The organism is Bradyrhizobium sp. WSM1417, assembly GCF_000515415.1.
Taxonomy (GTDB): domain Bacteria; phylum Pseudomonadota; class Alphaproteobacteria; order Rhizobiales; family Xanthobacteraceae; genus Bradyrhizobium.
Window position 1 is genome coordinate 3,834,411 of sequence record NZ_KI911783.1, and the last position, 19,849, is coordinate 3,854,259.

Consider the following 19,849-nt stretch of genomic DNA (forward strand, 5'->3'; position numbering starts at 1 on the left):
GGAGCAATGTCCGTGCCAGATGGCTGCGTTCTCCCTGTCATCGTCCGCGAAAGCGGGCGATCCAGTATTCCAGAGGCGTCAGTGGGAGATGGTGAGGGCGCGGCGTACTGGATTCCCCGCTTTCACGGGGAATGACAGCGGAGTTTGTGGCCGCTGTGGTGCCAATCTACGGCTGCGTCGTGCCTACCGCCCCGCCAGGCTCAACAAATACGGCCTCGGGTAAATCCCCCGATTATGCCCATCCGAAAACGAGATGTTGAGCCCGTAACCGAGATCGCCGATCTCGGTGATCGCGATGCCTGGAAACTGCTCGGGGAAGCGGCCGTCGAAGCGGGCGCGGGTGCAGTGGGCGCATTTGCAGGAGAGGCGGAGCGTTTCCGCCGGCAAGTCCAGCGTGTCGTCCTCAGCGGTGCGGACGCGGAGCGTCGCGAGGTCGGCGCTTGCTTCGTAGTCTGCCACGGTCGGTGCCACCAAGGTCATGACGTGCCTCCGACCCCTCTCTACGTTCCGCAGCGCTGCCGCGATAGCAACTAATTGCCAGGCGCAGGTGCGCGGCGCTGATCTTCGCTGCCTGCTGTTCGATCATCGCCCACGAAATGTGAAACTAATCGACCGGGAATTTCAGTTCGGCGTTGCCGGATTCCTGTCTCTCCGAAACCTTGTGCGCAATCGAGGTCAGGAGAGACAATGAGCACATTTCAGAAGGAAACGGTTCTGTCGGTCAGGCACTGGACCGATAGCCTGTTCAGCTTCACCGCGACGCGCGATCCGGGCTTCCGCTTCCAGAACGGCCAGTTCGCGATGATCGGGCTGGAAGTCGAGGGCAAGCCGTTGCTGCGGGCCTACAGCATGGCGAGCGCCAATCACGAGGAGGCGCTCGAGTTCTTCTCGATCAAGGTGCAGGACGGCCCGCTGACCTCGCGCCTTCAGAAGATCAGGGAGGGGGACGTCATCCTGGTCGGCCGCAAGGCCACGGGCACGCTGATCACCGGCAATCTCATTCCCGGCAAACGCCTGCTGCTGCTCTCGACCGGAACGGGACTCGCGCCGTTCGCAAGCCTGATCAAGGACCCCGACGTCTACGAGAATTACGAGACCATCGTGCTCGCCCATGGCTGCCGCCAGGTCTCCGAGCTCTCCTATGGCGAGCACCTGGTCGAAGGCCTGCGCAATCACGAGTTCTTCGGGCCGCTGATCCGTGACAAGCTTGTCTACTATCCCACCGTTACCCGCGAGCCGTTCAGGAATCGGCGCCGCATCTCCGACCTGATCGCGTCGAACCAGCTCTTCGACGACATCGGTCTATCAGGCCTCGATATCGAGACCGACCGCATCATGCTGTGCGGCAGCCCGGCGATGCTGGAGGAACTTCCCGCGATGTTTTCCGCACGTGGCTTTGTCGAGGGCAACCACAGCCGGCCCGGCCATTTCGTGATCGAAAAGGCCTTTGTCGAGCGCTGAGGCGCAAATCGCAGCCCGGCGACAACTAATTGCTATCGCCGGGACGCCTGCTGAACAAATCTGATGCAAAGGCGCCGGATCTGCCGGCGGACCAGGAGCAAGCGATGTCACTAGATCAGATCGTCGACGGACTTTCGGAGGTTTCCTGCGACGTGCTCGTCATCGGCGGCGGCACGGCCGGCCCGATGGCGGCGTTGAAGGCGAAGCTAAAGAATCCGAAGGCCAACGTCGTCCTGCTCGAGAAGGCCAACGTCAAGCGCTCCGGAGCGATCTCGATGGGCATGGACGGCTTGAACAACGCCGTCATTCCCGGCTACGCGACGCCGGAGCAGTACACCAAGGAAATCACCATCGCCAATGACGGCATCGTCGATCAGAAGGCGGTCTACAAATACGCGCAAAACTGCTACTCGATCATCGAGGAACTCGACAGTTTCGGCATTCGCTTCCTGAAGAACGAGAACGGCGACTACGCCGTCAAGAAGGTGCACCACATCGGCACCTACGTGCTGCCGATGCCGAACGGCGAGACCGTGAAGAAGGCGCTGTATCGCCAGCTCCGCCGCGCCCGCATCCTGATCTCCAACCGCTACATGGCGACGCGGCTGCTCAAATCCGCCGACGGCCGCATTGCCGGCGCGATCAGCGTCAACACCCGCACCGCCGAGATGCTGGTGATCAAGGCCAAGGCCGTCATCCTGTGCATGGGCGCCGCCGGCCGTCTCGGCCTGCCGACTTCCGGCTACATGTTCGGCACCTACGAGAACGCGGCCAATTCCGGTGACGGCTATTCAATGGCCTATCACGCCGGTGCGGCACTGGCGAACCTCGAATGCTACCAGATCAATCCGCTGATCAAGGACTATAACGGCCCGGCCTGCGCCTATGTCGCCGGTCCCTTCGGCGCCTTCACCGCCAACAACGAGGGATCGCGCTTCATCGAATGCGATTACTGGTCCGGCCAGATGATGCTGGAATTCTACAACGAGCTGCTGTCCGGCAAGGGCCCGGTGTTTCTCCAGCTCAAGCATCTTCACCCCGACACCATCTCGGAGATCGAATCGACGCTGCACAAGGTCGAGCGTCCCACACGCGGCCTGTTCCAGCAGGGGCGCGGGGTCGACTACCGCAGCGAGTCGATCGAGATGCATATCTCCGAGATCGGCTTCTGCTCCGGTCACAGTGCGTCAGGCGTGTTCGTCGACGACAACGCGCGCACCACCGTGCCGGGCCTCTATGCCGCCGGCGACATGGCGAGCGTGCCGCACAATTATATGCTCGGCGCCTTCACCAACGGTTCAGTCGCCGGTATCGACGCGATGGAATTCGCGGACAATCACGACTTCGCGGAATTCGACGCGGCCGATGTCGCCAGCGAACGTGACCGCGTGATGGCGCCGACCAAACGCGAGGACGGCATTCCGCCGAACCAGATCGAGTACAAGACCCGGCGTCTCGTCAATGACTATCTCCAGCCGCCGAAAGTCACGCGCAAATACGAGCTTGGCATGCGCCGGCTCGCTGAAGCGAGGGAAGACATGCAGGAGCGCATGATCGCGCGCAATGCGCACGAACTGCTCCGCGCGCTCGAAGTCCAGTCGATCATGGATTGCGCGGACATGGCCGTGCATGCCTCGCTCTACCGCGAGGAAAGCCGCTGGGGCCTCTATCACTGGCGGACGGATTTCCCGGAGAAGGACAACGAGAACTGGTTCTGCCACACGCTGCTCAGCAAGCAGGACGGCAAGATGACCAGCGAGAAGCGTGCCGTGGAGCCCTATATCGTACCGATCGCCGACGATGAGAAGGACCTCTACGACAAGCAGCGCATCCGCGCGACAGCCTGACCCGCCGCACGAATAACAGGAGACATGCGATGCCTCTCGCTTCCTATCAGACATCGGTTCCGGTGGTCGTCGACGACGCCAAATGCATCGCGGACAAGGGCTGCACCGTTTGCGTCGACGTCTGCCCGCTGGACGTGCTGCGGATCAGCGATATGACCAACAAGGCCTACATGGCCTATGACGAATGCTGGTACTGCATGCCCTGCGAGGCGGATTGCCCGACCGGCGCCGTCACCGTCAACATTCCATATCTCCTGAGGTAGTCATGTCGAGCCCGTTCGAATCCTACGACGATCTCGAAGATGCCGACGAGCGGCTCCAGGCCGCCGATCCAGGGGAGCGCCGCGTCGCCATCATCGCGCTCGGCCATTCCGGCGATCCCGCCGCGGTCGGCCATCTCGCCAAAATGGTTGCCGATCCCGATTCCGGCGTGCGCCAGCAGGTCGCGATGGCGCTCGGCGAGTTCGACGGGCCGGAGGCCGCCAGCGCGCTGGTCAAGCTGCTGGTCGATCCTGAGAGAATCGTTGCGTCCGCCGCGGCCGACAGCATGGCGGAGTTCAAGGATCCGGCTTGTGCCGAAATCATCCTGCCGCTGGTCAAGCATGCCCACGCCTTCGTCCGCATGGGCGCGTTGCGTGCGCTGAAGGAGCTGCGTTGCAAGGACACGCTGAAGCCGGCGCTGGAAGCGCTCCAGGATTCCGACGCCGCCGTGCGGGTGCAGGCGATCGGCGTGATCGGGTTCCTCAAGCTGGAGGAGTCGATTCCAGCGCTGACCGCGCTGATCAACGATCCCGACGCGCATGTGCGCCGTGCCGCCGTCAGCGCGCTCGCCTTCTCGCAGATGAAGCCCGCGGCCGAGATGATCACGCGCGCGTTGAAGGATTCGGACTGGATGGTGCGGGAGATGGCCGCGGAAACGCTGGGCCTCAACGTCAATGGCTCGATCGCCGCCGACCAGCTCATCGCTTCGCTCAGTGACGAATTCTGGCAGGTGCGTCTGAAGGCAATCCGCAGCCTTGGCCGGATGAAGATCGAGCGCGCGGTTCGCCCGATTGGCAATTGCGTCAACCATGAGCAGGCCAATTTGCGGAAAGAGGCGGCTGCTGCGCTCGGCGAGATCGCCCACCACGACGGCGAAGCGTTCCTTGCCGTCATCGCCGACGATCCCGATCCCGAGGTGCGCAAGAACGCGCGCTGGGCGCTTCAGCAGATCGCGGCCCGAAAAGCGCGGGCGGGGGCATAGGAGCGCGGCGGGGAGCCGCGCTGGACTTCCCGTCCCAGACGTTTATTGGTCTTCGCCAATGTGATAGGCCTCCGCGAGCGAGGTCGATCCGAAAAGAGCGAGGATGCGCCCATGACGACATTGACGGTTAAGGACCTTCTCCCCGAGGACGGCACGCGGGGAACGCTTGTCGGCCGCGTCTGGCTGCCGCAGGCGAATGGCCCGGCCGTGGTCGCCGTGCGCGGCGATGGTGTGTTCGACGTCACCGCAAAATTCCCGACCGTCAGCGCACTCTGCGAGGAAGACAATCCGGCGAAGGCGCTTGCCGCGATCAAGGGCGAGCGCATCGGCGATCTCGAAGCGATCGTGGCCAATACGGCCCCCGATGGTCGCGACCCCAAGAAGCCGTGGCTGCTTGCACCCGTCGATCTCCAGACGCTGAAGGCGGCCGGGGTGACCTTCGCCATCTCGATGCTGGAGCGCGTGATCGAGGAGCGGGCGAAGGGCAATCCATCCTCGGCCGAAGCGATCCGGAAGGAAGTGACCCGGCTGATCGGCGACGATCTGTCGAAGCTCAAGCCCGGCTCGGACCAGGCGATGCAGCTGAAGCAGGTGCTGATCGACCAGAACGCCTGGAGCCAGTATCTCGAGGTCGGTATTGGCCCCGATGCCGAGGTCTTCACCAAGGCGCCGACCTTGTCGTCGGTCGGTACCGGCATGGATGCGGGGCTGCATCCGAAATCGACCTGGAACAACCCCGAGCCGGAGCTGGTGCTGTTCGTCTCGAGCCGCGGCAAGATCGTCGGCGGTGCGCTCGGCAATGACGTCAATCTGCGCGACTTCGAGGGCCGTTCGGCGCTGCTGTTGTCGAAGGCCAAAGACAACAACGCCTCGTGCTCCATCGGCCCGCTGCTGCGCCTGTTCGACGACAGCTTTACCCTCGATGACGCCCGCAAGCTCGACATCAGCCTGAACGTGAAGGGGCAGGACGGTTTCGTCCTCGACGGCCATTCCTCGATCAGCATGATCAGCCGCGATCCGACCGATTTGGTCGAGCAGACCATCGGCAAGGTGCACCAATATCCAGATGGCTTCGTGCTGTTCCTCGGGACCATGTTCGCGCCGGTCAAGGATCGCGACGCGCCGGGACAGGGGTTCACCCACAAGCGCGACGACATCGTGACGATCTCGGCGCCCCAGCTCGGTAAACTCGTCAACCGCATGCGGACCAGCGACGAATGCGAGCCTTGGACGTTCGGCATCGGAGCGCTGATGAAGAATCTGGCGCAGCGGAAGCTGATTTAGCGCCGACCTTCACCTCGCCCCGCTTGCGGGGAGAGGTCGAATTTGCGCAAAGCGCAAATTCGGGTGAGGGGGACTCTCCACGAGTCCGTCTGTCACCGATTGAGCGGAGAGAGCCCCTCACCCCAACCCTCTCCCCGTAAGAACGGGGCGAGGGAGCGCACCGTCGCTCTCGCAACAGCCCGTATTATTTTCTTCATCTCCTCGTTGCATCGCTGGAACAAAATCGCGCTGCGCGTGTCATAGAAGTCGCCCAGCCGCTCGCGTGCGTTTTCTCGCTCAATAGTAAAATAATATGACTAGTCGGAACCAAACTTCCGTGAAATAGTCCCTCCCGCCGCCTCAAAGGTCGGCCTGTGGGTGCGATGCTACCAATCGGCGCCCCGGATAACATTTTGGGAGACACGCCTGATGATCCTCAAAGCCCTCTTTGCGGCCAGCGCCACGGCCGCCTTGCTGCTCGCGCTGCCGGCGAATGCCGCCGAACTCACCATCGGCTTCTCGCAGATCGGATCGGAATCCGGCTGGCGCGCGGCCGAGACCTCGGTCTCCAAGCAGGAGGCCACCAAGCGCAAGGTCAATCTCAAGATCGCCGACGCGCAGCAGAAGCAGGAGAACCAGATCAAGGCGATCCGCTCCTTCATCGCGCAGAACGTCGATGCGATCTTCCTCGCGCCCGTTGTCTCGACCGGCTGGGACTCGGTGCTGAAGGAAGCCAAGGAGGCCAAGATCCCGGTCGTGCTGCTCGACCGCGACATCGACCCCTCCGGCAAGGAGCTCTACCTCACCGCCGTCACGTCAGACAGCGTGCACGAAGGCGCAGTCGCCGGCGATTGGCTGGCGAAGACGGTCGGCGGTAAAGCCTGCAACATCGTCGAATTGCAGGGCACGGTCGGCGCGAGTGTCGCTGCCAACCGCAAGAAGGGTTTTGACACCGCCATTGCCAAGCATGCGAATCTGAAAGTGGTGCGCAGCCAGACCGGCGACTTCACCCGCGCCAAGGGCAAGGAAGTGATGGAGAGCTTCATCAAGGCGGAAGGCGGCGGCAAGAACATCTGTGCAGTCTATGCCCACAACGACGACATGATGGTCGGCGCGATTCAGGCAATGAAGGAGGCCGGCCTCAAGCCGGGCAAGGACATTCTCACGGTCTCGATCGACGCGGTCCCCGACATCTTCAAGGCGATGGTTGCGGGCGAGGCCAATGCGACGGTCGAGCTGACGCCGAACATGGCGGGCCCGGCCTTCGATGTCGTCGCGGCGTTCAAGGAGAAGGGCACCGTTCCGCCGAAATGGATCCAGACTGAATCCAGGCTGCTCACCGCTGCCGACAATCCGCAGAAGGAATACGACAGCAAGAAGGGCCTCGGCTACTGAGGCGAGCCCTTCGCCGGACCACTCCTTGTGGTCCGGCCCCCTTCGAATCCGCTGCGCGAATGAATAGGCTGGGTGTCCGCAGCATAAGCGGACGCCGGTGGGAGTGACGTCGTTATGGAGAACAGCCTTGATCCTGCTCCTTCCCTGCTGCAGGTGCGCGGGATCAGCAAGAGCTTTGGTGCTGTGCGTGCCTTGCAGGAGGTCGACTTCACGCTTCGCGCCGGCGAGATCCATGCGCTACTCGGTGAGAACGGCGCCGGCAAGTCCACGCTGATCAAGGTGATCACGGGCGTGTTCCCGCGCGATGCTGGCATCGTCAGGATCTGCGGCGAAGAGGTCGCGCCGCGCTCGGCCAAGGCGGCGGTTCAGGCCGGCATTGCCACCGTCTACCAGGAGGTCAATTTGCTGCCGAATCTCTCGGTGGCGCAGAACCTGTTCCTCGACCGGCAGCCGATGCGCTTCGGCATCGTGCGCGAAGGCGAGATGCGACGCCGCGCGAAGTCGCTGCTCGCGGATTTCGGACTCGACATCGACGCATCCGCGCCGCTTGGCAATTATTCGGTGGCGATCCAGCATGTCACCGCGATCGCGCGCGCCGTCGATCTCTCCGCCCGCGTGCTGATCCTGGACGAGCCGACCGCGAGCCTGGATCGCCATGAGGTCGAGATCCTCTTTCGCATCATGCGTCAGCTTGCCAAGCGCGGGATTGGCATCGTCTTCGTCAGCCATTTCCTCGACCAGGTCTACGAGATCTCCGATCGCCTCACGGTTTTGCGAAATGGTCGCCTGGTCGGCGAGCGCGAGACCGCGTCGCTGTCGCGGCTCGAGCTGATCCGGATGATGCTCGGCCGCGAGCTGGCCGAGACCACCAGCGCGCGGGCCGCGACGCGCGAGCATCAGGCCCGCGAAGTCTGTGCGAGCTTCGAGGGTTACGGCAAGGCCGGCTATGTCGCGCCGTTCAATCTCGAGCTGCGCCATGGCGAGGTCGTCGGTCTCGCCGGCCTGCTCGGCTCGGGCCGGACCGAGACGGCGCGGCTGGTGTTCGGCGCCGAGCGCGCCGATGGCGGGCAGGCGAGGGTGGAAGGCGCGCCTGTCCGGCTTCACTCGCCGCGCGACGGCGTGCGCCACGGCTTTGGCTATTGCCCTGAGGAGCGCAAGACCGACGGCATCGTCGCCGAGCTCACCGTCCGCGAGAACATCGTGCTCGCGCTCCAGGCCAAGCGCGGTTTGCATCGGCCGCTGTCGCGACGCGAGCAGGACGAGATCGCAAGCCGTTACGTCAAGATGCTCGACATCCGTCCGGCCGATCCGGAGCGTCCCGTCGGCCTGCTGTCCGGCGGCAATCAGCAGAAGGTCCTGCTGGCACGGTGGCTTGCGACCTCGCCACGGCTGCTCGTGCTGGACGAGCCGACACGCGGCATCGACGTCGGCGCGCACGCCGAGATCATCCGCCTGATCCGCGAGCTCTGCGACGACGGGCTCGCGCTGCTCGTGATCTCCTCCGAGCTCGACGAGATCGTGACCTATTCCGATCGCGTGGTGGTGCTGCGCGACCGCGCTCATGTCGAGGAGCTCATCGGCGAGGCCATCGACGTCGGCAGCATTCTCGCCGCCATCGCCGCCGATAGCGTCGCCGTTGCGCTTGAGGCTCACACATGACCGCGCTGCTGCCGCGCCGCGGCCTTGCCCAGATCCTCGCGTTGATCGTCATCCTCGCGATCGACCGCGTGGTGTCGCCGCAATTTTTCGATCTGCGGCTGCAGGACGGCCGCCTGTTCGGCAGCCTGATCGACGTGCTCAACCGCGGCACGCCAGTGGCGCTGCTCTCGCTCGGCATGGTGCTGGTGATCGCGACGCGCGGCATCGATCTCTCGGTCGGTGCGGTGATGGCGATCTCGGGCGCGATCGCGGCGAGCCTCGCCGACAACTACAGTCTGGCCGTGGTGCTGGCGGCTGCGCTCGGCGCGGGCCTGATCTGCGGATTGTGGAACGGATTTCTCGTCGCGGTGCTCGGCATGCAGCCGATCGTGGCGACCTTGATCCTGATGGTGGCGGGGCGCGGCATCGCGCAGCTCATCACCGAGGGGCGCATCGTAACCTTCTCCTCGCCCGATCTGGTCTGGCTCGGCAATGGCTCTATTCTCGGCCTGCCGGTGCCGGTCGCGATTGCGCTGGGCATGCTGATCCTCACCGGCGCGGTGGTGCGCGGCTCGGCGCTCGGATTGCTGATCGAGGCAACCGGCGGCAATGCGCGGGCGAGCGAGCTTGCCGGCGTCGGCACGCGCGCGATGATTTTGGCGGTTTATGTCTGGTGCGGCGTTTGCGCTGCGCTGGCCGGCGTCATCGCGGCGGCCGACATCATGGGCGCGGATGCCAACAATGCCGGCCTCTGGCTCGAGCTCGATGCCATCCTCGCGGTGGTGATCGGCGGCACCTCCCTGTTCGGCGGCCGCTTCAGTCTCGTGCTGGCCGTGCTCGGCGCGCTGATCATCCAGACCATGAACACGGGCATTCTGCTGTCGGGCTATCCGCCGGAGTTCAATTTGCTGGTCAAGGCGGTGGTGGTGCTCGCGGTGCTGCTGCTGCAATCGCCGAAGCTGTCGGGCTTTGCCGGTGTCGCGGCGCGGCTGCGGAGGACCAAGGCATGAAAGGCCTGCCGCCCGTCCTCATCACGGCGATCGTGCTCGTCGCGGGATTCGCGCTTTGCGCGATACAGTTTCCCAACATCGCCTCCACCCGCGTGGTCGGCAATCTCCTCACCGACAACGCCTTCCTCGGCATCGTCGCGACCGGCATGACCTTCGTCATCATTTCCGGCGGTATCGATCTCTCGGTCGGCTCGGTGATCGGCTTCACCACGGTGTTCGTCGCGCTGGCGATCGAGCGCTGGGGAATGCCGCCCCTGGTCGCCTTCGTCGCCATTCTCGCGCTCTCAGCGGCCTTCGGCGCGGCGATGGGCGCGGTGATCCATGTCTTCGATTTGCCGCCTTTCATCGTGACGCTCGCCGGCATGTTCTTGGCCCGGGGTGCCAGCTTCCTGCTCTCGACAGAATCGGTGCCGATCACAGCACCGGTCTATTCCACCGTGTCGGACTTCGCACTGCGACTACCCGGCGGCGGGCGGCTCACGGCGGTCGCGATCATTATGCTTACGATCGTGATCGGCGGCGCATTGCTGCTGCAGCTCACCCGGTTCGGCGCGAATGTCTATGCGCTCGGCGGCAGCCGGGCGACCGCGAGCCTGATGGGCGTCGCCGTCGGCAGGATGACGGTGAAGATCTACATGCTGTCGAGCCTGCTCGCCGGCATCGCCGGCATCGTCTTCTCCTTCTACACCAGCGCCGGCTACTCGCTCTCCGCCGTCGGCGTCGAGCTCGACAGCATCGCGGCCGTCGTGATCGGCGGCACGCTGCTCACGGGTGGGCAGGGCTCGGTGATCGGCACCTTCCTCGGCGTGCTGATCCAGGGCATGATTCAGACCTACATCAATTTCGACGGGACGCTGTCGAGCTGGTGGACCAAGATCGCGACCGGCGTGCTGCTGTTCGCCTTCATCGCCTTGCAACAGGGATTGGTCGCGCTCGCGCGCCGGCCTGTGGCAAAGCGCGCGGGAGCAGTATCATGACCACCTCGCGCATCCTCATCATTCCGACGCGCCGGGCGCACTCCAATCACGCCGAGGTGGCCCGCTCGATTGGCGTCGACATCATCGCCGGCCGCTATGCGGAAGGCACGCGCCTGCCGGGTGATGCCGAAATGATCGCGATGTTCGGAGTGTCACGGCCGGTGCTGCGCGAGAGCGTGAAGACACTGGTCGCCAAGGGCCTGCTCACCACCAAGGCCCGCGTCGGCACCGTCGTGCGCGAGCGCGTCGCCTGGAACATGTTCGACGCCGATGTGCTGGCCTGGCATCTCGACGCCGGCATCGACAAGCGCTTCCTCAACGACCTCGCCGAGATCCGCCTCGCGGTCGAGCCGCGTGCGGCCGCGCTGGCAGCGGCGCAGCGGTCGGAGCAGGACGTCGTCGAGCTGCGTCGCTGCATGGAGCGGATGCGGCTTGAGGCTTCCGATTCCGTCGGCTTCGCCGATGCCGACCTCGCGCTTCATGTCAGTGTGGCGCGCGCCTCCGGAAATCTGTTCATGCGCTCGATCGGGCACGTCATCGAGGCTGCGCTGCGCGCCTCATTCCTGCTCAGCGCACCGGTCGAACCGGAAGACCGCGACACCGTTCTGCTCTGGCATCAGAAGATCGTCGATGCCATCGCGGCCGGTGATGCCACGACTGCTTCGGAGGCGATGGTCTACGTCATTCACAACGGCATGCGCCGCCACGATGGTACAGTGATCGAGACTGTACCGGCCGAAGCGCTGCCGTCCGCGGAAGCTGGAGAAAGATCGTGACTGAACTTCGCATCGCCATCGTCGGCTTCGGCAAGATCGCGCGGGATCAGCATGTCGGCGCCATCGCAGCGGTTCCCGGCGCGACGCTGGCAGCCGTCGCCAGCCGCAATGCCTCGCTGCCGGATCTGCCGCATTTCGCGACCATCGAGGAGCTGCTGGACAAAGGTCCGCCGATCGACGCGGTCTCGCTCTGCACGCCGCCTCAAGTGCGCCGCGCCCAGGCCGTCGCAGCGCTCAGGGCCGGCAAGCATGTCATGCTGGAGAAGCCGCCCGGCGCCGGCGTTGCCGAGCTCGATCCGCTGATCGCGATGGCGAGGGAGGCAAGACGGACGTTGTTCGCGACCTGGCATTCGCGCCATGCGCCGGCGGTCGAGCCGGCGCGCGAGTGGCTCGCGGCGCGGCGGATCACCTCCGTCCATATCAGTTGGAAGGAGGACGTCCGCGTCTGGCATCCCGGGCAGGCCTGGATCTGGGAGCCGGGCGGGCTCGGGGTGTTCGATCCCGGCATCAATGCGCTGTCGATCCTGACCAGGATCCTGCCGTCTCAGGTGTTCGTCACCGCAGCCGAGCTCGCCTTCCCCGCCAATTGCCAGGCGCCGATCGCCGCGAAGCTGACGCTGACCGACATCGACGGCCTGCCTGTGGCCGCCGAGTTCGATTTCCGCCAGACCGGGCCGCAGAGCTGGGATATCCTCGTGGAAACCGACCAGGGCCGGATGACGCTATCCCGCGGCGGCCGGATCATGGCCATCAATGGCAAGACCGTTGCCGAGGCGCCCGACGAGGAATATCGGGAGCTGTACCGGCGCTTCGTCACGCTCGCCGCGACAGGCGCGAGCGACGTCGATTTGGCGCCGCTTCGTCTCGTTGCGGACGCCTTCCTGCTCGGCAGGCGCACGATCGTCGAACCGTTTGTGGATTGATCATGGCTGCATCGAAAACGGAAAGAGACGTCTTCGGAACGCTGCCGGACGGCCGCGAGGTCGAGCGCATCGTGCTGCGCGGCGAGGGCGGGTTCGAGGCGCGCATCATCACCCATGGCGCGGTGATCCAGGCGCTGATCGCGCCGGACGCCAAAGGCGGCTACGACGACGTCGTGCTCGGCCATGATGGGTTCGCCGGCTATCTCGCTGAACGAAAGTTCTTCGGCGCCACCGTCGGCCGCTACGCCAATCGCATCGCCAACGGACAATTTTCGTTGGACGGCGAGGCGGTCCAGCTTCCCGTCAACAACGGTCCGAATGCGCTGCATGGCGGGCTGGACGGTTTTGATCGCAAGCTCTGGGACATTGCGGAGATCGACGACGGCGCCGAGCCCGCGGTCACGCTGTCCTATGTCAGTCCGCACGGCGAAGAGAACTATCCCGGTCGTCTCGACGTTCGCCTGACCTATCGCGTCACCGGCCCGGCCGAGCTATCCCTGAACATGGAGGCGCGGACCGACCGGCCGACCATCGTCAACCTGACCAACCACAGCTTCTTCAATCTGGAAGGCGCGACATCAGGCACGCCCATTCTCGATCACAAGCTGATGGTCGCCGCCGGGCATTTCCTCGCGATCGATCCCACCGCCATTCCGTTGCCCGAGCCGCCGCGCAGCGTAGCCGGCACGCCGTTCGACTTCCGCGAGCCGCAGGCCGTCGGCGAGCGCATTCGCGAGAGCGACCAGCAATTGCGTAACGGCAGGGGCTACGACCACACCTACTGTCTCGCGCGTGACGGCAAGCTTGCGCTCGCGGCGCGGCTGGAGGCGCCGCGCTCGGGGCGCATCATGGAGCTGTTCACTGATCAGCCCGGTCTGCAGGTCTATTCGGGCAATTATCTCGACGGCACGATTTCGGGCAAGGGCGGCAAGCTGTACCGGCAGTCGGACGCCATGTGCCTGGAGCCGCATATCTGGCCGGACGCACCGAACCGGCCGGATTTCCCGAGCCCGCGCCTAGCGCCCGGCGAGGTCTACCGACATCATACGGTCTATCGCTTTGCGGTGAGGAGGTCATGATGGAACAGGTGCCGACCTCGGTTCTTTCGAACGATCCGTGCCATCTCGGCGAGGGACCGACCTATGACGTGAGCACCGACACCGCCTGGTGGTTCGATATCCGGGAGGGGCGACTGTTCGAGGCGCAGCTCGGCAGCGGCAGCATTCGCGTTCATGCGCTGGGCCGGATGGCGAGCGCACTTGGGCGGATCGATGCCGAACGGCAGTTGATCGTCGCGGAAGACGGCCTCTATATTCGCAAAATTGCCGACGGCGCGATGACGCTGCGCTGTCCGCTCGAAGCCGACAATCCCACGACCCGCTCCAACGATGCCCGCGTGCATCCCTCCGGCACGTTCTGGATCGGCACCATGGGCCGCAAGGCGGAAGCAGAAGCAGGCGCGATCTACGCGTTCCATCACGGCGAGATCTCGATGCTGTTTCCCCGCATCAGCATTCCCAATTCGATCTGCTTCTCGCCCGATGGCGCCACGGGCTACTTCGCCGACACTGCGCGCGCGGTGCTCTACGCGGTGCCGCTCGATCCCGCGACCGGCCTGCCGCGCGGCGAGCCGGAAGTGCTGCTGCGCCACACCGGCATCGGCGGCCTCGACGGTTCGGTGTGCGACGCCGACGGAAACATCTGGAATGCCTGCTGGGGCGCGAGCCGCATCGACCTCTACTCTCCGCAAGGCGAGCGGCTGCGCTCGATGAGCGTGCCGGCAAAGCAGGCGAGCTGTCCCGCTTTTGTCGGCCCCGATCTGTCGCGTCTCCTCGTCACCTCGGCCTGGCAGGACATGGATGCGGCGGCGCGTGCCGCCGATCCGCAAGCCGGCTACACCTTCCTGTTGGAGGCCTCCGCGCATGGTCGCGCGGAGCCGGACGTCAAGCTCGCATAGGAGGCTCGAAGCCGAACACCACCAAACTTCTCGAAGACACGAAAAAACAGTCTGACATCCAAGGGAGCGAAACATGTTGAAACTGAAGACGACATTCCTCGCGCTGGCGCTGGCCGGCGCCGCGACGATGGCCGCGGGCGTCACCGCCTCGGCCCAGGACAAAGCAACAGTCGGCATTGCCATGCCGACCAAATCGTCGGCGCGCTGGATCGACGATGGCAACAACATGGTCAAGGTGCTGAAGGAGCGCGGCTACAACACCGACCTGCAATATGCCGAAGACGACATTCCGAATCAGCTCTCGCAGGTCGAGAACATGGTGACCAAGGGCGCGAAAGCGCTGGTGATCGCCGCGATCGACGGCACCACGCTCTCTGACGTGCTCAAGCAGGCGAAAGCAAAAGGCATCATTGTGATCGCCTATGACCGCCTGATCCGCGGCACGCCGAACGTCGACTACTACGCGACCTTCGACAATTTCCAGGTTGGCGTGCTCCAGGCCGAGTCGATCGTGCAGGGCCTCGGCCTCAAGGATGGCAAGGGTCCGTTCAACATCGAGCTGTTCGGCGGCTCGCCCGACGACAACAACGCCTACTTCTTCTACAACGGCGCGATGAGTGTGCTGAAGCCGTACATCGACAGCGGCAAGCTCGTCGTCGTCTCCGGGCAGATGGGCATGGACAAGGTCGCGACCTTGCGCTGGGACGGCGCCACCGCGCAGGCCCGCATGGACAATCTGCTCAGCGCCTACTACGGCAATAAGAAGGTCAACGCGGTGCTGTCGCCGTATGACGGCCTGTCGATCGGCATCATCTCCTCGCTGAAGGGCGTCGGTTATGGAAGCGCCGGCCAGCCGATGCCTATCATCTCGGGCCAGGATGCCGAGGTGCCCTCGATCAAGGCGATGCTGCGCGGCGATCAGTATTCGACCATCTTCAAGGACACCCGCGATCTCGCCAAGGTGACCGCCGACATGGTCGACGCTGCGCTTGCCGGCAAGCAGGTCACCGTCAACGACACCAAGACCTACGAGAACGGCGCCAAGACCGTGCCGTCCTATCTGCTCAAGCCAGTCGTGGTCTATAAGGACAATTGGGAGAAGGTCCTGGTCGAGAGCGGCTACTACAAGAAGTCGCAGTTCCAGTAAGGCCAGATATTCTCCCTCGCCCCGCTCTTGCGGGGAGAGGGTTGGGGTGAGGGGCTCTCTCCAAACGGGCAGCTGCCTTCGCGGAGACCCCCCCTCACCCGGATCGCATCTAACGATGCGATCCGACCTCTCCCCGCGAGCAGGGAGAGGTGATCTAACACTGATTGAGGGACGTGAAATCATGACCGCGATGCTGGAGATGCGCAACGTCAGCAAGAGCTTTTCCGGCGTGCAGGCGCTGCGCGATGTCAACTTCTCGGTTGAAGCCGGGCAGATCCACGCCCTCGTCGGCGAGAACGGTGCCGGCAAGTCCACGCTGATGAAGGTGCTCAGCGGCGTCTACCCGGCCGGCAGCTACGAGGGCACCATCATCTTCGATGGCGAGGAGCGCCGCTTCCGCGACATCAACGATTCCGAGGCGCTCGGCATCATCATCATCCATCAGGAGCTGGCGCTGATCCCGCTGATGTCGATCGCCGAAAACATTTTCCTGTCGCACCCGCCGTCCAAGCTCGGTGTCATCGATCGCGACGAGGTGTATCGGCGCACGCGCGACCTGCTCGCGCAGGTCGGCCTGAAGGAATCGCCGGATACGCTGATCACCGATCTCGGCGTCGGCAAGCAGCAGCTGGTCGAGATCGCCAAGGCGCTGTCCAAGCGGGTGCGGATGCTGATCCTGGACGAGCCGACCGCGAGCCTCAACGAGGCCGACAGCGCCGCGCTGCTGGAGCGGCTGATGGCGTTCCGCACGCAGGGCATCGGCTCGATCCTGATCTCGCACAAGCTCAACGAGGTCGCCAAGGTCGCCGACCACATCACCGTGCTGCGCGACGGCCGCACCGTCGACAGCATTGATTGCCACGCCGAGCCGATCCAGGAAGACCGCATCATCCGCAGCATGGTCAATCGCGATCTCGCCCATCGCTTTCCCGAGCGCAGCGTGAAGATCGGCGAGCCGGTCTTGACCGTCGAGAATTGGTCGGTCTATCACCCCATCCACCCCGAGCGGCAGGTGATCAAGAACGTCAATTTCGGCGTCAAGCGCGGCGAGGTCGTCGGCATTGCCGGGCTGATGGGGGCGGGGCGTACCGAATTCGCCATGAGCCTGTTCGGACGGTCCTGGGGCACCAATATTAGCGGCCGTATCAGGCTCGAAGGCCGCGAGATCGCGCTGCCGAGCGTCGCCGCTGCGATCGACGCCGGCCTCGCCTATGTCACCGAGGACCGCAAGCAACTCGGCCTGATCCTCGCCGACGACGTTCGCAAGAACATCACGCTGGCAAGCCTCGACCAGGTCGCCCCCAACCGGGTGATCGACGACATCGCCGAGCTGAAGGTCGCCAGCGATTACCGCAACCGGATGCGCATCCGCTGCTCCGACGTCTACCAGGAGACCGGCCAGCTCTCCGGTGGCAACCAGCAGAAGGTGGTGCTGTCGAAATGGCTGATGACCGACCCCAAGGTGTTGATCCTGGACGAGCCGACCCGGGGCATCGACGTCGGTGCCAAATACGAGATTTACTGTATCATCAACGAGCTTGCGGAAGCCGGCCGCGGCGTCGTGGTGATCTCCTCGGAGATGCCCGAGCTGCTCGGCATCTGCGACCGCATCTGCGTCATGAACGACGGCGCCTTCGTCGGCGAGTTCAAGGGCGCAGACGCAACGCAGGAAAAGATCATGCGCGCCATCATGCGCAACGACAGAAATTATGGAAGCAGCGCCCTTGCGGGTGCGGAGATGGGAGGATCGCAGCCATGACCGACAAGACGGTTTCGCTGCCCGAGGAGGGCCGGCACGGCAGCTTCATCAAGAACAATTTGCGCAGCTACGGCATGCTGATGTCGCTGATCGCGATCATGCTGTTCTTCCAGGTCATGACGGGCGGCACGCTGCTGCAGCCGCTCAACCTGACCAATCTGGTACTTCAGAACAGCTACATCGTCATCATGGCGCTGGGCATGCTGCTTGTCATCGTCACCGGCCATATCGACCTCTCGGTCGGCTCGGTCGCGGGCTTCGTCGGCGCGGTGGCCGCCGTGCTGATGGTGACCTACAAGGTCGACTACACGCTCGCCTTCATCGCCTGCCTGCTGCTGGGCGCGGCAATCGGCGCCGCGCAGGGCTATTGGGTGGCCTATTTCAAGATCCCATCCTTCATCGTGACGCTGGCCGGCATGCTAGTGTTCAAAGGACTTGCGCTTGCGGTATTGCAGGGCCAGTCGCTAGGACCGTTCCCGGCGACCTTCCAGAAGCTGTCCTCCGGCTTCATTCCGGAGATGCTGCCAGAGGCCGGCACGCTGCATCCGACCTCGATGCTGGTCGGTGCGGTGCTCGCGCTCGGCCTCGTCTACGCCAGCGCCAAGGGGCGCTCGCGCGAGCAGCTGCACGGCATCGAGGTCGAGCCCTACGCGTTCTTCCTCGGCAAGAGCATTCTTCTGGCCTGCGCCGTGCTCTATTTCACCTTTCTGATCGCCTCGCATCGCGGTCTGCCGAACGTGCTGGTCATCATGACCGCGCTGATCGCGCTCTACGGCTTCGTCACCCGCCGCACCGTCATCGGTCGGCAGGTCTATGCCGTCGGCGGCAATGCGAAAGCGGCAAGCCTGTCGGGCATCAAGACGGAACGGTTGACCTTCCTCACCTTCGTCAACATGGGCGTGCTCGCCGCGCTCGCCGGCCTCGTCTTCGCCGCGCGCCTCAACACCGCAACGCCGAAGGCGGGTCTCGGCTTCGAGCTCGACGTCATCGCGGCCTGCTTCATCGGCGGCGCCTCGGCCTATGGCGGTGTCGGCCGCGTCGGCGGCGCCGTGGTCGGTGCCATGATCATGGGCGTGATGAACAATGGCATGTCCATCCTCGGCATCGGCATCGACTATCAGCAGGTCATCAAGGGCCTGGTCCTGCTCGGGGCGGTGTGCATCGACGTTTATAATCAGCGGAGATGAGGCTGTGTAGCCGGATGGAATGTATCGCAATACGGGACCACTGACCCGCTTCCGCTCTGCTCCATGCAGGCTGGGGCAGCCGTTACTGCGTCGTGAACAGCACCGCCGCGATCGCGACGGAGATGCTCACCGCCGACACGGTGGCCACGGTCGATAGCACGCCCATTCGCCGGAGCGCGATGGCGAAGACGATGATGATGGGCGTCGCGGTCATCAGCCCGATTTGTGCATCGCTCATGTCATCGCTCGCAGCTCCATGGAACCTGGGGCGTTTGGTACCGCGACCCGGCCGGCCGGACGTTGCGACGGCGCAAACAAATTGACCGGCATCCGCCCAAGTTTGTCCGGCGACAAACTCGGATCGACACGGCTGAGCTAAGTCTGGCCGGTGTCCTGATCCGGAAGAGCAGATGTCGGCAGCCGATTGCGAACCACAGGGAGCGGGCTGGGGAATCCTGGACGATCTTCCCGGCGATCCCATGATCTGGGTGCTGATCTTCAGCGAGCTCGCCGCCTTCGGTCTTTTTCTCGGTACCTTCACGGTCGCCCGCGCGATCCATCCCGCCGTGTTCGCCGCGGGGCAGGCGGCGCTCGATCCGGGTCTCGCCGGATTGAACACTGTCGTGCTGATGACGAGCGGTTGGGCCGCGGCCCGGGCTACGAAGGCCGCGCGGGCCAGCGAGAGGCGGGCGACACGATACTGGCTCCTCACAGCCATGGGACTTGGTGGCCTGTTCGTGGCGGTCAAGCTCGCCGAATATGCCGAAGAGATCGGACGCGGTATTGGACTCGAGACCAGCCCGTTCTTCACACTCTACTTCCTCCTGACCGGCTTCCATCTTCTGCACGTCTGCCTCGGCATCATCATCCTCGCATTGGTCTGCCGCCGCGCTGAAGCGTTCGGCGTCGAGACGGGAACGGCCTTCTGGCACATGGTCGATCTGGTCTGGATCGTGATGTTCCCGATTCTTTATCTGGTGCGGTGACGATGCCGGATCGCCTGGACTTCACCTGGATTGCGCTGATCGGCCTCGCACTCGCGACCATCCTGGTGCCGCCGCTGGTGCCGCGGCCACTGCTCGGCAACGCCCTGCTGCTGGCCTTGGCCGCCGTCAAGGGCCGCCGGATTGCACTCGACTTCCTCGAGCTTCGCGCGGCGCCTGCGCTCTGGCGCGGCCTCGTCAGCGCCTGGATCCTCATCGTGGTGCTGTTTGCCTGGCTCACATCCGCCGTCGTCGCCCTGATCTGACTCACTCCTTGCGCCCT

General features: G+C 64.4%; 20 protein-coding genes. 18 read left to right on the forward strand and 2 right to left on the reverse strand.

Translation table 11 applies throughout. The features are described from left to right. Positions 1 to 183: 183 nt before the first annotated feature. Entirely contained in the window at positions 184 to 480 is a 297-nt protein-coding gene (locus BRA1417_RS0118350) for a gamma-butyrobetaine hydroxylase-like domain-containing protein (RefSeq protein ID WP_027517027.1), read from the reverse strand. A 207-nt stretch (positions 481 to 687) separates the two neighbouring features. Here BRA1417_RS0118350 and BRA1417_RS0118360 point away from each other — a divergent pair, with 207 nt between their 5' ends. From BRA1417_RS0118360 to mmsB, 16 genes are all read left to right on the forward strand, one after another. Beyond that, positions 688 to 1,461 (forward strand): ferredoxin--NADP reductase, encoded by a 774-nt coding sequence (locus tag BRA1417_RS0118360; protein WP_027517028.1) that lies wholly within the window; start codon positions 688 to 690, stop codon positions 1,459 to 1,461. 104 nt (positions 1,462 to 1,565) lie between these two features. Further along, positions 1,566 to 3,308, forward strand: coding sequence for a fumarate reductase/succinate dehydrogenase flavoprotein subunit (locus BRA1417_RS0118365; protein ID WP_007608408.1), 1,743 nt, complete (start codon positions 1,566 to 1,568; stop codon positions 3,306 to 3,308). A gap of 29 nt (positions 3,309 to 3,337) precedes the next feature. After that, entirely contained in the window at positions 3,338 to 3,571 is a 234-nt protein-coding gene (locus BRA1417_RS0118370) for a ferredoxin family protein (RefSeq protein WP_007593252.1), read from the forward strand. Positions 3,572 to 3,573: 2 nt separating this feature from the next. Then, positions 3,574 to 4,551: a HEAT repeat domain-containing protein gene (locus BRA1417_RS0118375; protein WP_027517029.1), complete on the forward strand. Its 978-nt coding sequence runs from the start codon at positions 3,574 to 3,576 to the stop codon at positions 4,549 to 4,551. A 111-nt stretch (positions 4,552 to 4,662) separates the two neighbouring features. Further along, a complete protein-coding gene (locus BRA1417_RS0118380; RefSeq protein WP_027517030.1) occupies positions 4,663 to 5,835 on the forward strand; it encodes a fumarylacetoacetate hydrolase family protein in 1,173 nt (390 codons plus the stop codon). 408 nt (positions 5,836 to 6,243) lie between these two features. Beyond that, a complete protein-coding gene (ytfQ, locus tag BRA1417_RS0118385) occupies positions 6,244 to 7,209 on the forward strand; it encodes a galactofuranose ABC transporter, galactofuranose-binding protein YtfQ (RefSeq protein WP_027517031.1) in 966 nt (321 codons plus the stop codon). Positions 7,210 to 7,323: 114 nt separating this feature from the next. Next, entirely contained in the window at positions 7,324 to 8,868 is a 1,545-nt protein-coding gene (locus BRA1417_RS0118390; RefSeq protein WP_027517032.1) for a sugar ABC transporter ATP-binding protein, read from the forward strand. After that, complete coding sequence (locus tag BRA1417_RS0118395; protein ID WP_027517033.1) at positions 8,865 to 9,857, forward strand: ABC transporter permease; 993 nt, start codon at positions 8,865 to 8,867, stop codon at positions 9,855 to 9,857. Before BRA1417_RS0118390 ends, BRA1417_RS0118395 begins: the two co-directional genes overlap by 4 nt. Continuing rightward, positions 9,854 to 10,834: a galactofuranose ABC transporter, permease protein YjfF gene (gene yjfF / locus BRA1417_RS0118400; RefSeq protein WP_027517034.1), complete on the forward strand. Its 981-nt coding sequence runs from the start codon at positions 9,854 to 9,856 to the stop codon at positions 10,832 to 10,834. Before BRA1417_RS0118395 ends, yjfF begins: the two co-directional genes overlap by 4 nt. Continuing rightward, a complete protein-coding gene (locus tag BRA1417_RS0118405; RefSeq protein WP_027517035.1) occupies positions 10,831 to 11,610 on the forward strand; it encodes a FadR/GntR family transcriptional regulator in 780 nt (259 codons plus the stop codon). Before yjfF ends, BRA1417_RS0118405 begins: the two co-directional genes overlap by 4 nt. Then, positions 11,607 to 12,533, forward strand: a complete 927-nt coding sequence (locus tag BRA1417_RS0118410; protein ID WP_027517036.1) for a Gfo/Idh/MocA family protein — start codon at positions 11,607 to 11,609, stop codon at positions 12,531 to 12,533. Before BRA1417_RS0118405 ends, BRA1417_RS0118410 begins: the two co-directional genes overlap by 4 nt. Before the next feature lie 2 nt (positions 12,534 to 12,535). After that, entirely contained in the window at positions 12,536 to 13,612 is a 1,077-nt protein-coding gene (locus BRA1417_RS0118415; protein ID WP_027517037.1) for an aldose epimerase family protein, read from the forward strand. Continuing rightward, positions 13,612 to 14,490: an SMP-30/gluconolactonase/LRE family protein gene (locus BRA1417_RS0118420; RefSeq protein WP_027517038.1), complete on the forward strand. Its 879-nt coding sequence runs from the start codon at positions 13,612 to 13,614 to the stop codon at positions 14,488 to 14,490. Before BRA1417_RS0118415 ends, BRA1417_RS0118420 begins: the two co-directional genes overlap by 1 nt. Before the next feature lie 73 nt (positions 14,491 to 14,563). Then, a complete protein-coding gene (chvE, locus tag BRA1417_RS0118425) occupies positions 14,564 to 15,637 on the forward strand; it encodes a multiple monosaccharide ABC transporter substrate-binding protein (RefSeq protein ID WP_027517039.1) in 1,074 nt (357 codons plus the stop codon). A 181-nt stretch (positions 15,638 to 15,818) separates the two neighbouring features. Then, positions 15,819 to 17,396, forward strand: a complete 1,578-nt coding sequence (gene mmsA, locus BRA1417_RS0118430) for a multiple monosaccharide ABC transporter ATP-binding protein (protein ID WP_027517040.1) — start codon at positions 15,819 to 15,821, stop codon at positions 17,394 to 17,396. After that, positions 17,393 to 18,583, forward strand: coding sequence for a multiple monosaccharide ABC transporter permease (mmsB, locus tag BRA1417_RS0118435; protein ID WP_027517041.1), 1,191 nt, complete (start codon positions 17,393 to 17,395; stop codon positions 18,581 to 18,583). The genes mmsA and mmsB overlap by 4 nt, the downstream gene beginning before the upstream one ends. 82 nt (positions 18,584 to 18,665) lie before the next feature. Here the strand turns inward: mmsB and BRA1417_RS44835 are convergent, their stop codons facing one another. Then, positions 18,666 to 18,821: a hypothetical protein gene (locus tag BRA1417_RS44835; RefSeq protein ID WP_198034840.1), complete on the reverse strand. Its 156-nt coding sequence runs from the start codon at positions 18,819 to 18,821 to the stop codon at positions 18,666 to 18,668. Positions 18,822 to 18,993: 172 nt separating this feature from the next. Here BRA1417_RS44835 and BRA1417_RS0118445 point away from each other — a divergent pair, with 172 nt between their 5' ends. Continuing rightward, positions 18,994 to 19,569 (forward strand): cytochrome c oxidase subunit 3 family protein, encoded by a 576-nt coding sequence (locus tag BRA1417_RS0118445; RefSeq protein ID WP_027517042.1) that lies wholly within the window; start codon positions 18,994 to 18,996, stop codon positions 19,567 to 19,569. A gap of 2 nt (positions 19,570 to 19,571) precedes the next feature. Further along, the gene (locus BRA1417_RS0118450; RefSeq protein WP_027517043.1) at positions 19,572 to 19,832 is read left to right on the forward strand and encodes a cytochrome C oxidase subunit IV family protein; all 261 of its coding nucleotides are present in this window, start codon (positions 19,572 to 19,574) and stop codon (positions 19,830 to 19,832) included. The last annotated feature ends 17 nt before the right edge of the window (positions 19,833 to 19,849 follow it).